This is a genomic window from Chryseobacterium gallinarum, from assembly GCF_001021975.1.
GTDB lineage: Bacteria > Bacteroidota > Bacteroidia > Flavobacteriales > Weeksellaceae > Chryseobacterium > Chryseobacterium gallinarum.
On sequence record NZ_CP009928.1, the window covers coordinates 2,418,199 to 2,430,862 of the forward strand.

The 12,664-nt window shown below is 36.4% G+C and carries 11 protein-coding genes; 4 read left to right on the forward strand and 7 right to left on the reverse strand.

Going from position 1 to position 12,664, the window contains the following annotated elements:
- Positions 1-1,129 precede the first annotated feature (1,129 nt).
- The 7 genes from OK18_RS10830 to clpB form a co-directional block, all read right to left on the reverse strand.
- The gene (locus OK18_RS10830) at positions 1,130-2,134 is read right to left on the reverse strand and encodes a zinc metalloprotease (RefSeq protein ID WP_053327999.1); all 1,005 of its coding nucleotides are present in this window, start codon (positions 2,132-2,134) and stop codon (positions 1,130-1,132) included.
- A gap of 250 nt (positions 2,135-2,384) precedes the next feature.
- Complete coding sequence (locus tag OK18_RS10835; RefSeq protein ID WP_050020703.1) at positions 2,385-3,026, reverse strand: response regulator transcription factor; 642 nt, start codon at positions 3,024-3,026, stop codon at positions 2,385-2,387.
- The gene (locus OK18_RS10840) at positions 3,023-3,808 is read right to left on the reverse strand and encodes a sensor histidine kinase (RefSeq protein WP_053328000.1); all 786 of its coding nucleotides are present in this window, start codon (positions 3,806-3,808) and stop codon (positions 3,023-3,025) included. The genes OK18_RS10835 and OK18_RS10840 overlap by 4 nt, the downstream gene beginning before the upstream one ends.
- Positions 3,787-4,431, reverse strand: coding sequence for a hypothetical protein (locus OK18_RS10845; RefSeq protein WP_053328001.1), 645 nt, complete (start codon positions 4,429-4,431; stop codon positions 3,787-3,789). Before OK18_RS10845 ends, OK18_RS10840 begins: the two co-directional genes overlap by 22 nt.
- An 18-nt stretch (positions 4,432-4,449) precedes the next feature.
- Positions 4,450-4,935: a hypothetical protein gene (locus OK18_RS10850; protein ID WP_228377592.1), complete on the reverse strand. Its 486-nt coding sequence runs from the start codon at positions 4,933-4,935 to the stop codon at positions 4,450-4,452.
- Positions 4,936-5,191: 256 nt separating this feature from the next.
- Positions 5,192-5,344, reverse strand: a complete 153-nt coding sequence (locus OK18_RS21190) for a hypothetical protein (RefSeq protein WP_156173266.1) — start codon at positions 5,342-5,344, stop codon at positions 5,192-5,194.
- A 148-nt stretch (positions 5,345-5,492) separates the two neighbouring features.
- The gene (gene clpB, locus OK18_RS10855) at positions 5,493-8,084 is read right to left on the reverse strand and encodes an ATP-dependent chaperone ClpB (RefSeq protein ID WP_050020706.1); all 2,592 of its coding nucleotides are present in this window, start codon (positions 8,082-8,084) and stop codon (positions 5,493-5,495) included.
- A 369-nt stretch (positions 8,085-8,453) separates the two neighbouring features.
- On the opposite strand from clpB, the gene OK18_RS10860 reads away from it, so the two are divergent.
- The 4 genes from OK18_RS10860 (at position 8,454) to paaA (ending at position 12,610) form a co-directional block, all read left to right on the forward strand.
- A complete protein-coding gene (locus tag OK18_RS10860; protein ID WP_050020707.1) occupies positions 8,454-9,029 on the forward strand; it encodes a TetR/AcrR family transcriptional regulator in 576 nt (191 codons plus the stop codon).
- 147 nt (positions 9,030-9,176) lie between these two features.
- Positions 9,177-10,493: a phenylacetate--CoA ligase family protein gene (locus OK18_RS10865; protein ID WP_053328003.1), complete on the forward strand. Its 1,317-nt coding sequence runs from the start codon at positions 9,177-9,179 to the stop codon at positions 10,491-10,493.
- Entirely contained in the window at positions 10,493-11,578 is a 1,086-nt protein-coding gene (locus tag OK18_RS10870; protein ID WP_050020709.1) for a 2Fe-2S iron-sulfur cluster-binding protein, read from the forward strand. Before OK18_RS10865 ends, OK18_RS10870 begins: the two co-directional genes overlap by 1 nt.
- A gap of 93 nt (positions 11,579-11,671) precedes the next feature.
- Entirely contained in the window at positions 11,672-12,610 is a 939-nt protein-coding gene (paaA, locus tag OK18_RS10875; protein ID WP_050020710.1) for a 1,2-phenylacetyl-CoA epoxidase subunit PaaA, read from the forward strand.
- Positions 12,611-12,664: the final 54 nt, after the last annotated feature.

Genomic DNA, 12,664 nt, shown 5'->3' on the forward strand with positions numbered 1-12,664 from the left:
TTGTGGTTTGGGCTGTGAAATTAATTCAAATTACTGTGATGTGCAAATTTTTTTTCAATTTATTTAATTATTCATAGGATTTAAGCTGTTTACTTGTGATAGTGATAATGAAATTTGAATTTATTGTTGTTTTAATCAATTTGGTTAGTTGTGTTTTTGTGTTTCGTTGAAATAATAGTTTTATATTTTTATTTTAACTATATGTATGTTATTTGTGTAAATTTTTAATTTGTTTTTTTAAGCAAAATATATTTTTCGATAATAACTTATGCGGTCATTTTTATAGACAACTGATATTAAGAATCCATCTCGAAAGAGATTTTATGGATCAGTAGCAAAAGTTGGGACATAATAAATTGGTCTGAATATAAAAAATTCTGTTCATGATTGATTAGCGTCAAAATTATTGAGATCGTTTTTCACGCAAAGTTTAAAAAAAATAATGTTCTATTTCAAGTAGGCAAAGAAGGCAGTATAGCTGCTGGCTAAGCGCATGCAAGTCTTCGCTTCATCAGAATCGATTAAAAATCGATTCATTTTTTAGCTTACTTAAAATAAAGAGTAATCAGAAAGGAATCTTACGTGAATTTTAAAAATTATTGAGATCGTTTTTCACGCAAAGTTTAAAAAAAATAATGTTCTATTTCAAGTAGGCAAAGAAGGCAGCATAGCTGCTGGCTAAGCGCATGCAAGTCTTCGCTTCATCAGAATCGATTAAAAATCGATTCATTTTTTAGCTTACTTAAAATAAAGAGTAATCAGAAAGGAATCTTACGTGAATTTTAAAAATTATTGAGATCGTTTTTCACGCAAAGTTTAAAAAAAAATAATGTTCCATTTCAAGTAGGCAAAGAAGGCAGCATAGCTGCTGGCTAAGCGCATGCAAAGTCTTCGCTTCATCAGAATCGATTAAAAATCGATTCATTTCTTAGCTTACTTAAAATAAAGAGTAATCAAAAAGAAAGCTTTGCGTGAATTTTAAAAATTAAATAGATCTAAATATTATAAGACCACAACTTTTACGCTTGATCCGATTTTATATTATGATTAGGTATTACTCAAATTTTTTTAACAAAAAAAATCTGCCTCAGTTGTGAGACAGATTCTTAATATATTAAAATTATATCTTTTATAAAGTTCTTAAGCCGGATCTCAGACCTGTAGAAGCTACCACAGACTGCATTCTTGTTTTTTGTCCTGCAGAGAACATAAACATAGCGCCATCGTCTACATAATCCATATAATTCATAAACATTACTGACCTCTGTACACCACTACATGTGTTATAAAGAGGATAAGTAGGTTTCCCGTAATTGGCTGTTGTCTGAGTAGGGGTGTCGCTCACCAGATCGTTTCCACAATTGGCGTCTCCCCAGATGTGTCTTAGATTGAGATAATGTCCTACCTCATGCGTTGCAGTCCTTCCTAAATTGAAAGGAGAAGATGCTCCGGTTTTACCAAAATACGGTGCGCCAATTACAACGCCGTCATTCCATAATCCTGCAGACTCAGGGAATGTTGCATAACCAAGGATTGTTCGTCCCTGACTTGTCATTTTGCCTACTACCCAGATATTTAAATAATTGCTTGGGTTAGTTGCATCAATACCTCCTTTGGAGGCTTTTTTCATATCATCATTGGTAGACCAGCTTGTTTTTGTGGTAGATTTTCTCACTGTATTTACCAGCCTGAATTTTACTTTTGTATCTCCGGAGCTTACAGGAAGGAATTCGGAAGGAATTTTACTGGCATCACTATTGGTACCTGAATAATCAGCATTCAGTACAGCAATTTGTTCAGCAATTCTTGCATCAGAAACGTTTTCTGCAGAGGTCTTATAAATTACATTCACAATGACAGGAATTTCTACACTGCCGTCTGCAAGGACTTTACCCAGCTTTAAGTCATTGGTAAATTTCTCAGTATTAGCTTCCAGCGTTGAATATCTTTGTCTGAGCTCTGCACTGTTACGTAAGGCTTCCTGTCTTATTTCTTCAGATGCACAGCCTCTTTTAACCAGATCAGCAGAAGCTGTTGAAGGATCAGAAGGCGTTTCATTTTGAGTACTAAGGCTGTCGCTGTTACAGGCAGACATTACGCCGAGCATAAGAGCTCCAAATAGTAGTTTTTTCATATCACAATTTTTTTTAGTTGAGAATATGAAATTATATCATTTAAAATTAATGTGCAAATAATTTCGCTACATATTTATTGTTTTGTTATTTTTTTATACAAATGATTGATTAGTTTTCATTAAAATCAATTATATATTGATTTTTAATCAATTTGAGTACTTGAGTGAAATTGGTTTATTGCTAATTGATTTTTTAATTTAAATAATTAACATATTATGTGCTTTATTAGAATGATTTAAATTTATTAGGTTAATTGGCAAAACCATTTTTAATGGCAAAAACAGCCAGGCCTACACGGGTTTTTAAATCCAGCTTATCACAGAGCTGGTCGCGGTAGCTCTCTACTGTTCTCGGGCTGCAGCACATCCGGTCTGCAATTTCCTTATAGCTGAGCTCGGTGACTGTATATTTCAGGAACTCTTTTTCCCGTTCAGAAATTTTTACGGTATTTTCAGATTCCTGTTCTTTGTTCAGATTGGATAAAATAATTTTTGAAGCCCAATCCGGATAAAAGAAGCCATCGGAGTTTAATCCTGTGAGGGCAGTTTCCAGTTCTTTCGGATGTGTGTTTTTAAGAAGATATCCTTTTGCGCCGTTTTTGATCATTTTGATGACACTGCTGTCATCACCCTGCATACTCAGCGCCATAACCTTAATTCTCGGATGATTTTTTGCAAGCCATGAAGCTGTTTCGAAACCATCCATAATGGGCATACTGATATCTAAAAGAATAATGTCCGGAATTTTCTCGCCCTCTTCAAATTTCTGAATCAGGTCTTTTCCGTTTTCACATACATAAATGACTTCGAAATCATGAAAGTTATCAATGATTCCTTCCAGTGCTTTAGCGATAAGTACGTGATCGTCTACAATGACTATTGTTTTTTTCATGCTTGTTTTTTTAAAATAATATGGAGTGCCGTTCCGATGTTTTCCTTGCTCTCAAGTTTAAAATCGGCACCGATAATTTCGGCTCTGTTTTTCATATTGGTAAGACCTATTCCGCCGGATGTTATTTTATCCTCATCGAAACCGATCCCATCATCTTTAATTTTAAGTTCCCAAAGAATATCTTCAGAGGTATTCAGGGTAATGGAAATATTCCTGCATTGGGAATGTTTTATACTGTTCTGAATAAATTCCTGGGTAATTCTCAGGAGTACATTTTTATGGACAAAGTCAAGGTCCAACTGTTTAAAGTTATGTTCAAAACTTACTTTGCATTTTTTAAAAGAGTTGGTATTGTCTGCTTCCTCCTGGATTAAAGTTACAATTTCCTTTTGGTTGATATTATCATCCGTTAATGTTTTTGAAAGGCTTCTTAAATCCTGCAATGATTGGTTGATAATTTGAGAAACCTGATCTATTCTTTCATTTACTTCCGGTACTTTGTTTTCATAAAGCATTTGTTGAACGTAAAGGCTTACCAGTGTAAGCTTTTGGCCGATATTATCATGAAGTTCACGCCCGATCTGCTGCATGGTGGCCTGCTGGATTTCTAACTGGGTAGCCAGAAGCTCTCTTTGATGAATCTCATTTTTCATCTCGATTTCATTCAGGTATTCTTTTTTACGCTGCCTGTAGTTTCTGATATAGATCACCACTGCAACGACAAACATTACAAAAAAAATATTGAATAAAATAATAACGATTAAGAGCTCTGTTTTCCCCATATAAATGAACTTGCAAATAAAATATACATCACAATACCTGAAATCAGAAAATAGTCAAAATAGATATTCCAGATTTCCAAATGCTTTCTTAATGGAGAATAAAGTGCAAAAAAAGGAAGCGTTCCAATATAAGACAGCGTTACTCCCAGATTGATATAAAACATTCTGTTTCTGCCAAAATTAAGAATCTCCTGTGAAGTAATTTGTTTGTAATATTCCATCACAATAAGAAGCATTAAAATAAGGCAACCGAAGGTGTAATTAAAAGCAAAAACTATTTTACTACCCGAAAAATACAATTCGTTAGGGATGAAGGAAAGCAGGTAAATAGCTGATAAGATGAAAAAAAGTTTTGGCTTTTTTAAAGACTTTGCAGCATATAACCAGTAGAAAAAAATAAATTGGATAGGCATTACAAAGTAATTGTAATATTTGGCTTTTGAAAAATAGGTGAAGTTTCCCCATCTGCCAAAAGCTTCACAAAGAAAAATAAGGATTAAATAAAACACAAAAAACTTCCAGTATTGTTTTTTGATACGATTATAATGAAAAAGGGCGATAAAGGCGGCTAGTCCTTCTACCCACAGCATGCTTCTGCTTATAAATTCCTGAAAATCAGTCATGTTTTATAGAGGTCATTGTTAAAATAGTTCAACTATGGAGTCTTGAGGAGGTATTAGTTGCCCACTATTTTCTCCGATACCAATATCGTCAGAATCGTCGAGGCCACGGGACTTTTGTGTCATAGCCATTACTTCTCCATTGCCGGATAACGGGTTGAAATCATAATGAAGGCTTTCACCTGTTTCGCTTGTTTTTTTTAATGTAGGTATCATCACTAACGTATGTTTTTCAGCATATTCCCTGTCAACAGGATGGGTAGCCATAATGTCCCAGTTCTCAGCTTTCGGATAGGCGGCATAGTAAAACCTGATCCCTAAGTCCTCTTCTGTAGTTTCGGGATTTATTTTGCCGGCTTCTTCTTCTATCATAGATATGAATCTCTTAAGTTTGGGCAGATCAAACCATATAGAATGGGCATCATCTATTCCCATGCTGTTTTTGATAGCACTCATGTGGTTTTGACGATAATTTCCGACAAGATTTCGGATAAGTGTATTGGACATGGTCCCCGGACGAAGAGGATCGCGGTCGTGAGTAGATTCTTTTTTCATAACTTAACTGTTTATAAGGAATATATTAGTTGATTTGCAAATTTCGCAAAAAAATGCATTAGAAAATACATTAAAAAATGGGGAATTATACTGTTTCTTTTCCGGGTTTTTACGGATTGTGTAACAACTGTAAAAAGAATACATTTTCAACCTTATAAAAATGTAGCAATCAATGAAAAAAACCGGAGAATTTCTCCGGTTTACTGTTTTACACGCATGGGTATTTGTTCTTATCCCTGCAGACATAGTCTATTGTACAACACAATCCTGCAGGGCAGTTCATATTTTCGTCACACATGATAATCGCTGAGGTAATACCACCACTGATTTTTTTCAATTCATTTCTTTTTAGCTTTTTCATAATAATTTGTTTTTTAGTTAATAATCTGTAAGTCAATAAATATAATATTATTTCACTATATTTTGATAATTAATTAAAAAAATAAGTGCTGCAGAGGAATCCACAGCACTTACTTACAAAAATAATGTATATGAAAAAAAACTATTTATTATTCAGTAGGTCGGAAAACCAAACCTGTTTCATCAAAATAATCTAAAGTGATTCTGTCGCCATCATTCACTTTTCCTGCGAGAATCTCACGGGATAATTTATTCAGGACATCTTGCTGGATTACCCTTTTTAAAGGTCTTGCCCCAAATACAGGGTCATAGCCTTTTTCCATCAGGTAGTCTACAGCGTCCTGGGTGAACGTCATGATGATATTTCGTTTAGCCAGCATATCGTTGAATCCCCTTAATTGGTATTGAACAATTTTTCCGATTTCTTTTTTTCTTAAAGGCTGGAACAGTACAATTTCATCAATTCTGTTCAGGAATTCGGGACGTAAAGTTTGTTTCAACAAATCAAAAACTTCTTCCTTCGTTTTATCAACAATTTCATCCTGGTTGGCATCAGTGATATTTTCAAAATTCTCCTGAATCAGATGAGATCCCAGATTGGAAGTCATGATGATAATTGAATTTTTAAAATTTACCACACGGCCTTTATTATCTGTCAGACGTCCGTCATCCAATACCTGAAGTAAAGTGTTGAATACATCCGGATGGGCTTTTTCGATCTCATCCAAAAGAACAACGGAATAAGGTCTTCTTCTTACCGCTTCAGTCAATTGTCCGCCTTCATCATATCCAACGTATCCCGGAGGCGCTCCTACCAGCCTTGAAACACTGTGACGTTCCTGATATTCACTCATATCGATTCTGGTCATATTGTTTTCATCATCAAATAGAAACTCTGCCAATGCCTTTGCCAACTCAGTTTTACCTACCCCTGTTGTTCCCAGGAATAAGAAAGATCCGATAGGCTTTTTATCGTCACTTAATCCGGCTCTGTTTCTTCTGATTGCATCGGCTACAGCCTGGATGGCTTCATCTTGTCCTACTACCCTGTGGTGAAGTTCAGACTCCAGATTTAATAATTTCTCTCTTTCAGATTGCAGTAACTTGGTAACAGGAATGCCTGTCCATTTGGCAATCACTTCAGAAATATTTTCGGCAGTAACCTCTTCTTTGATCAGCTCATTCTGGTGGTTCTGCATTTCAAGCTCCACTTTACTCAGTTCTTCTTCTTTTTCGCGAAGTTTTCCATACTGGATTTCCGCTACTTTAGCATAATCACCGGCTCTGGAAGCCCGTTCTGCTTCAAGTTTCAGAGACTCAATTTCTTTTTTGATCTGGGTAAGGTCTTCGCTTTTTTGTTTTTCTTTCAGCCATTTAGCATTGATTTCGTTCCTTTGCTCGGAAATCTTGGCAATATCTTCTTTTAAATGATCTATTTTGGTTTGATTGCCCTCTCTTGAAATGGCAGCCAATTCAATTTCCATTTGCATAAGCTTCCTGTCTAAAACATCCAGCTCTTCAGGTTTTGAATTGATTTCCATTCTCAATTTTGCAGAAGCCTCATCAATAAGGTCAATGGCTTTATCCGGTAAAAACCTGTCGGAGATATATCTTTGAGACATTTCTACAGCAGCAATGATAGCTTCATCCTTAATTCGTACCTTATGGTGGGCTTCGTATTTATCTTTGATTCCACGAAGAATGGAGATGGCAGATTCTGTATCCGGCTCTTCTACCATTACTTTCTGGAAACGTCTTTCCAACGCTTTATCTTTTTCAAAATATTTTTGGTATTCATTCAGAGTGGTAGCCCCGATTGCTCTCAGTTCACCTCTCGCTAAAGCAGGCTTCAGAATATTAGCCGCATCCATCGCTCCTTCACCTCCTCCGGCACCTACTAAAGTATGAATTTCATCAATGAAAAGGATAATTTGCCCGTCAGATTTGATAACTTCATTTACAACGGATTTTAAACGCTCCTCAAATTCACCTTTATATTTTGCTCCCGCAATCAAAGCTCCCATATCCAATGAATATAATGTTTTATCCATCAGGTTTTCTGGGACGTCTCCACTGATGATCCTGTGGGCAATTCCTTCCGCAATGGCAGTTTTACCTACACCCGGTTCCCCGATGAGGATAGGGTTGTTTTTTGTCCTTCTGGAAAGAATCTGTAACACTCTTCTGATTTCTTCATCCCGTCCGATTACCGGATCCAGCTTTCCTTCTGCTGCTAGCTCGTTAAAGTTTTTAGCGTATTTGTTCAAAGACTGATACGTTTCTTCAGAACTTGCAGAGGTTGCTTTACTTCCTTTTCTTAATTCCTTAATAGCTCCTTCCAGTAAATTTTTCGTAACGCCCATGTCCTTCAACATTTTGGATACCTCCGAACTGGTTTCTAAAAGAGATAGCCATAAGTGTTCAATGGTTACGAATTCATCACCCATTTTCTTGGCGATATTCGGGGCATCCAGCAAAACTTTATTGGCAGATTGTGAGAGATAGATATTTCCTCCCTGTACTTTGGGAAGTTTTTCTATACTTTCTCGGTTGCGTTCCCTTACCAGGCTGGCATCAGCTTCAGATTTTTTTAACAGGAAGGGAGATATATTTTCATCTACCTGGAAGATACCTTCAAGGAGATGTTGAGGCTCGATACTTTGATTACCAAATTCCATAGCAACCTGTTGAGCTGCCTGGATGGCTTCTTGTGATTTTACGGTATATTGGTTTAAATTCATATTCTATATATTTTTTGTAATGATTCGTTTTTAAAATGGAGTGGTAAAAACATCAAGAAACTAAATTCTGAGGCTTAGTTTCTTAATGCCATCAATTATTTAATCATTTATTCGATGACTGTATCGCAAAAATTGTTCAATTATTAAATTTACAAAAAAATAAGACAAAATTTCCGAATTTACTATTTTTAACGTAAAATTAACTTGACAAATTTTCCGGTTCTTGACCATTTTCTTGGAAATTCATGAACAATAGTCAGTCTGAGCATAAATACAGGGGAAGCAAAACCCACAACCAATGAATTCGCTTAAAGACGACGTAAAATTTCAGATTTTTATTTTAGAATAATTACTTTTGCATTTTACCAGATGGAACTTAAAGAAAAACAAAAGAAAATATTAGACGTAGCCGTTGAGCTTTTTAAAGAAAAAGGCTATATGGGAAGTTCGGTAAGGGATTTGGCTACAAAACTCAATATCAAGGCAGCCTCATTATATGCACACATCCGTTCAAAGGAAGAAATTCTGGAATGGATATGTTTTGGCATTGCACAGGATTTTTTTGAAAAGCTTCAGGAGGTAAAAAATACCCCTATTAATCCTAAAGAAAAACTCAACTTATTTCTGGATAAGCATCTATCCGTGGTTCTCCAAAACCGCGATGTGACGCATATCTATTCTAATGAATGGAAGCATCTGGAAGAAAGACTTCCTGAATTTGTGGAACTAAGAAAAAATTACCAGCAGGAAGTAGAATCTCTGATTTCAGAAATCTATAAAGCGGAGAACTGGGAACTGAAATCGCCATCTTTTACCACGAGATTCATTCTTCATACTTTAAATAATTCGTACTTCTGGTTCAAAAGAAGCAGTGACTCTACCGATGAAATAACGGATGAAATAAGAAATAAGATTCTTTTTGGTCTGCTGGGAAATCAGAAATAGTATTATAACTTAATAATTTTTTCAACCTTTCTCTTTTAATTCTGGCTTAATTATTTAGAATCAGTCAAAATATGACGAAAGTCATAAAAATTTTGCCAGCTTCCAAAATCTTTTTAAATTTACACCTAACAAATGTTAGTTAGTTTTATGGATTTTTCAGTTGAATATCTGAAGCTGGATCAGTTGAGACAGCTTCAAACCGACCGGCTGATCAGTTTGATCGGTTATCTGGGGGAGACGTCGGAGTTTTATAAAAGAAAATTTAATGAATCAGGAATATCTCCGCAAGATATAAGGTCGATTGAAGATATCACGAAACTTCCGATTACTTACAAACAGGATTTAAGGGAAAATTACCCGTTCGGTCTATTTACGGTTCCTAAAAGTGAGCTTCAGAGAATTCATTGCTCAAGTGGGACAACAGGAAAGCCAACGGTAGTAGGATATACAAAAGAAGATGTGGAGCTTTTCAGCGAAGTCGTGGCAAGGTCTTTACATGCTGCAGGAGCCAGGCCGGGGATGCAATTGCACAATGCCTACGGTTATGGCATTTTCACAGGAGGGTTGGGTTTACACTACGGAGCAGAGAAACTGGGGATGAGTGTTCTTCCTATTTCAGGAGGCATGACGGCAAGGCAGGTGGATTTGATCATAGATTTTAAACCTGAAGTTATCTGTTGTTCGCCTTCTTATGCACTTACTATTGCGGATGAATTTGCCAGGAGAGGAATTTCGGCAGGCGATATCAGTCTGAAATATGCTGTGCTGGGATCAGAGCCCTGGACGGAGATCATCAGAAGCCATATTGAAGAAAGGCTGGGAGTTCATGCAACAAATATTTACGGCTTAAGTGAAATTATAGGACCAGGAGTTTCAATGGAAGATTTTGAAGAAAAAGGAGGAGCCTATATCTGGGAAGATCATTTTTATCCTGAAATCTTAGATCCGGTAACCAAAAAACCGGTGCCTGTCGGAGAAGAAGGGGTATTGGTAATAACAACGCTGACGAAAAAAGCAATGCCGCTTTTGCGATATTGGACAAACGATATTACAAGCCTTTACTATGACGAAAAAGGCAAAAGAACTATGGTGAAAATGAAGCCTGTCATTGGACGGGCAGATGACATGCTGATTGTAAGAGGAGTAAATGTCTATCCGAGCCAGATAGAAGAAGCTTTTTCCCATGTAAAGGGAGTAGTTCCTAATTATTATCTGACTCCTGTTGAAAAAGAACATATGTGTGTGGCATTAGATATCGACGTGGAAGTTGATGATGATTTTGTAAAAGACCAAAAATTAAAAGTCAATACCGATGATTATTTTAATTTTGTAGGAAGCTTTGGAAAAACAATAGAAAACGAAATAAAAAAACGGGTAGGAATCACCACAAAAGTAAACATTCATACACAGGACAGTTTACCCAAGTGTGAAGGTGGGAAAATTAATAGAATACTAAAAAAATAATGAATTCATTTTATAAACTTAAAACAGTTAAAGTTCAGAAAGATACTCCGGATGCAGTAAATGTAGCGGTAGAAATTCCTGAAGAGCTGAAAGATAAGTTCAGGTTCAAACAGGGGCAGTACCTCAATTTCCGGATGATGATCAACGGTAATGAAGAAAGACGGTCATACTCAATCTGTAATGCTCCAAGTGAAAAAAGCAATACCCTGGAAGTGCTGGTAAAGTTACTGGAAGGAGGAAAGGTATCAGGATATTTTAATGAGCATCTTCATATGGATGAAATGCTGGAAGTAATGCCTCCGATGGGTGGTTTCAATACCTCTTATCATCCTACCAACGTAAAAACCTATGTGGGCCTGGCAGCAGGAAGCGGTATTACTCCGGTATTGTCAAACATTAAAGAAAGCCTTTATCAGGAGCCTAACAGTAATGCTTATCTGTTTTACAGCAACAGAAGTATGAACCATGTTTTAAGAAAAGCTGAAATTGATAAACTGGTAGAGCAGTTTAACGGAAGGCTTAAAGTTGTATACCTGGTAAGCCGTGAAAAACATGAAGACCCGGTTTTTGAAGGGAGAATCTCTCCTGAAAAACTGGATCAGCTGTTTGAAAGATATTCCGATATTGATGTCAGAGAAGCTACTTATTTTATCTGTGGGCCGGCAGAAATGATTAAAGGAATTGCAGATTATCTGAAAAAAGATAAAAAAGTTCCTGCTATTCAGGTTTTATTTGAATATTTCACGGCTCCTGATGAGGAAAATACGGAAGAAATGAGTGACGAATTCAAAGCGATTGCCAATATCGAAAGTATGGTAACAGTAATCATTGATGATGATGAATATTCATTCCACCTTAATTCTAAAAAAGAGAGTATCTTAGATAAAGCATTGAAAGACCAGCTTCCGGTTCCTTTCGCATGTAAAGGAGGCGTTTGCTGTACGTGTAAAGCACAGGTTTTGGAAGGGGAAGTATTTATGGAGAAAAACTATGCGCTTACCGAAGATGAAGTAGCCAGAGGCTATGTTCTTACCTGTCAATGTCACCCGACAACGAATGTGGTGATGCTTAATTATGATGTTTAAAAAATTAATGTAATAATGTAACAATGTAACAATTTACCAGTGTAATAATCACTGGTACATTGCTAGACTGATACATTGTAAAATTGAAAGATTATGGACTTAGAAAAATTTGTTCAATACGTTCACGAAGAAAATAAAGTAGAGCCGAAAGATGTAATGCCAGATGATTACAGAAAACTATTGGTTCGCCAGATTTCACAGCATGCCCATTCTGAAATTGTAGGAATGCTGCCGGAAGCCAACTGGATCTCCAGGGCACCCTCATTGAGAAGAAAAATGGCACTTTTGGCTAAAGTTCAGGATGAGGCAGGACATGGCTTATACCTTTATTCTGCTACTGAAACATTAGGAGACGGAAGCATCAGAGCAGACAGAGATGCTACTTACGATGATATGCTGGAAGGAAAAGCAAAATATTCAAGTATCTTCAATTATCCTACTTTAAGCTGGGCTGATATCGGCGCCATCGGTTGGTTGGTTGACGGAGCAGCAATTATGAATCAGGTAATGCTGATGGGGAATTCTTATGGCCCTTATTCAAGAGCAATGGTAAAAATCTGTAAAGAAGAATCATTCCACCAGAGACAAGGATATGAAATCCTGATGGCCCTTTGCCGTGGAACCAAGCAACAGAAAGAAATGGCCCAGGCAGCATTAAACCGTTTCTGGTGGCCGGCCTTAATGATGTTCGGACCTAATGACGACAGTTCTCCAAATTCTAAAATTTCTATGAACTACAGGGTAAAAAGAGAAAGTAACGATAGCCTTCGTCAGCGATTCATTGATGTTACTGTACCTCAGGCTGAATTCTTAGGGCTGACTATTCCGGATAAAGATCTGAAATGGAATGAAGAAAGACAGCATTATGATTTCGGGGAACTTCCATGGGATGAATTTATGGAAATCCTAAAAGGAAACGGACCTTGTAATAAAAAGCGTATCGAAACTAAACGAAAAGCGCAAAGAGAAAATTCCTGGGTAAAAGAAGCAGCGATTGCTTTTGCAAAAAAACAACAAAAAGAAGTAATATAACAATATACCGATGTAAAAATGTAACAATCAATTGTTATGCTGAGCATCTCATTG

Bases quoted from the DNA above. Each gene is read 5' to 3' on its own strand.
- OK18_RS10860 (WP_050020707.1), top strand. From the start codon at position 8,454: ATGGAACTTAAAGAAAAACAAAAGAAAATATTAGACGTAGCCGTTGAG.
- OK18_RS10865 (WP_053328003.1), top strand. From the start codon at position 9,177: ATGGATTTTTCAGTTGAATATCTGAAGCTGGATCAGTTGAGACAGCTT.
- paaA (WP_050020710.1), top strand. From the start codon at position 11,672: ATGGACTTAGAAAAATTTGTTCAATACGTTCACGAAGAAAATAAAGTA.
- OK18_RS10835 (WP_050020703.1), bottom strand. From the start codon at position 3,026: ATGAAAAAAACAATAGTCATTGTAGACGATCACGTACTTATCGCTAAA.
- OK18_RS10840 (WP_053328000.1), bottom strand. From the start codon at position 3,808: ATGGGGAAAACAGAGCTCTTAATCGTTATTATTTTATTCAATATTTTT.
- OK18_RS21190 (WP_156173266.1), bottom strand. From the start codon at position 5,344: ATGAAAAAGCTAAAAAGAAATGAATTGAAAAAAATCAGTGGTGGTATT.
- OK18_RS10870 (WP_050020709.1), top strand. From the start codon at position 10,493: ATGAATTCATTTTATAAACTTAAAACAGTTAAAGTTCAGAAAGATACT.
- OK18_RS10830 (WP_053327999.1), bottom strand. From the start codon at position 2,134: ATGAAAAAACTACTATTTGGAGCTCTTATGCTCGGCGTAATGTCTGCC.
- OK18_RS10845 (WP_053328001.1), bottom strand. From the start codon at position 4,431: ATGACTGATTTTCAGGAATTTATAAGCAGAAGCATGCTGTGGGTAGAA.
- clpB (WP_050020706.1), bottom strand. From the start codon at position 8,084: ATGAATTTAAACCAATATACCGTAAAATCACAAGAAGCCATCCAGGCA.
- OK18_RS10850 (WP_228377592.1), bottom strand. From the start codon at position 4,935: ATGTCCAATACACTTATCCGAAATCTTGTCGGAAATTATCGTCAAAAC.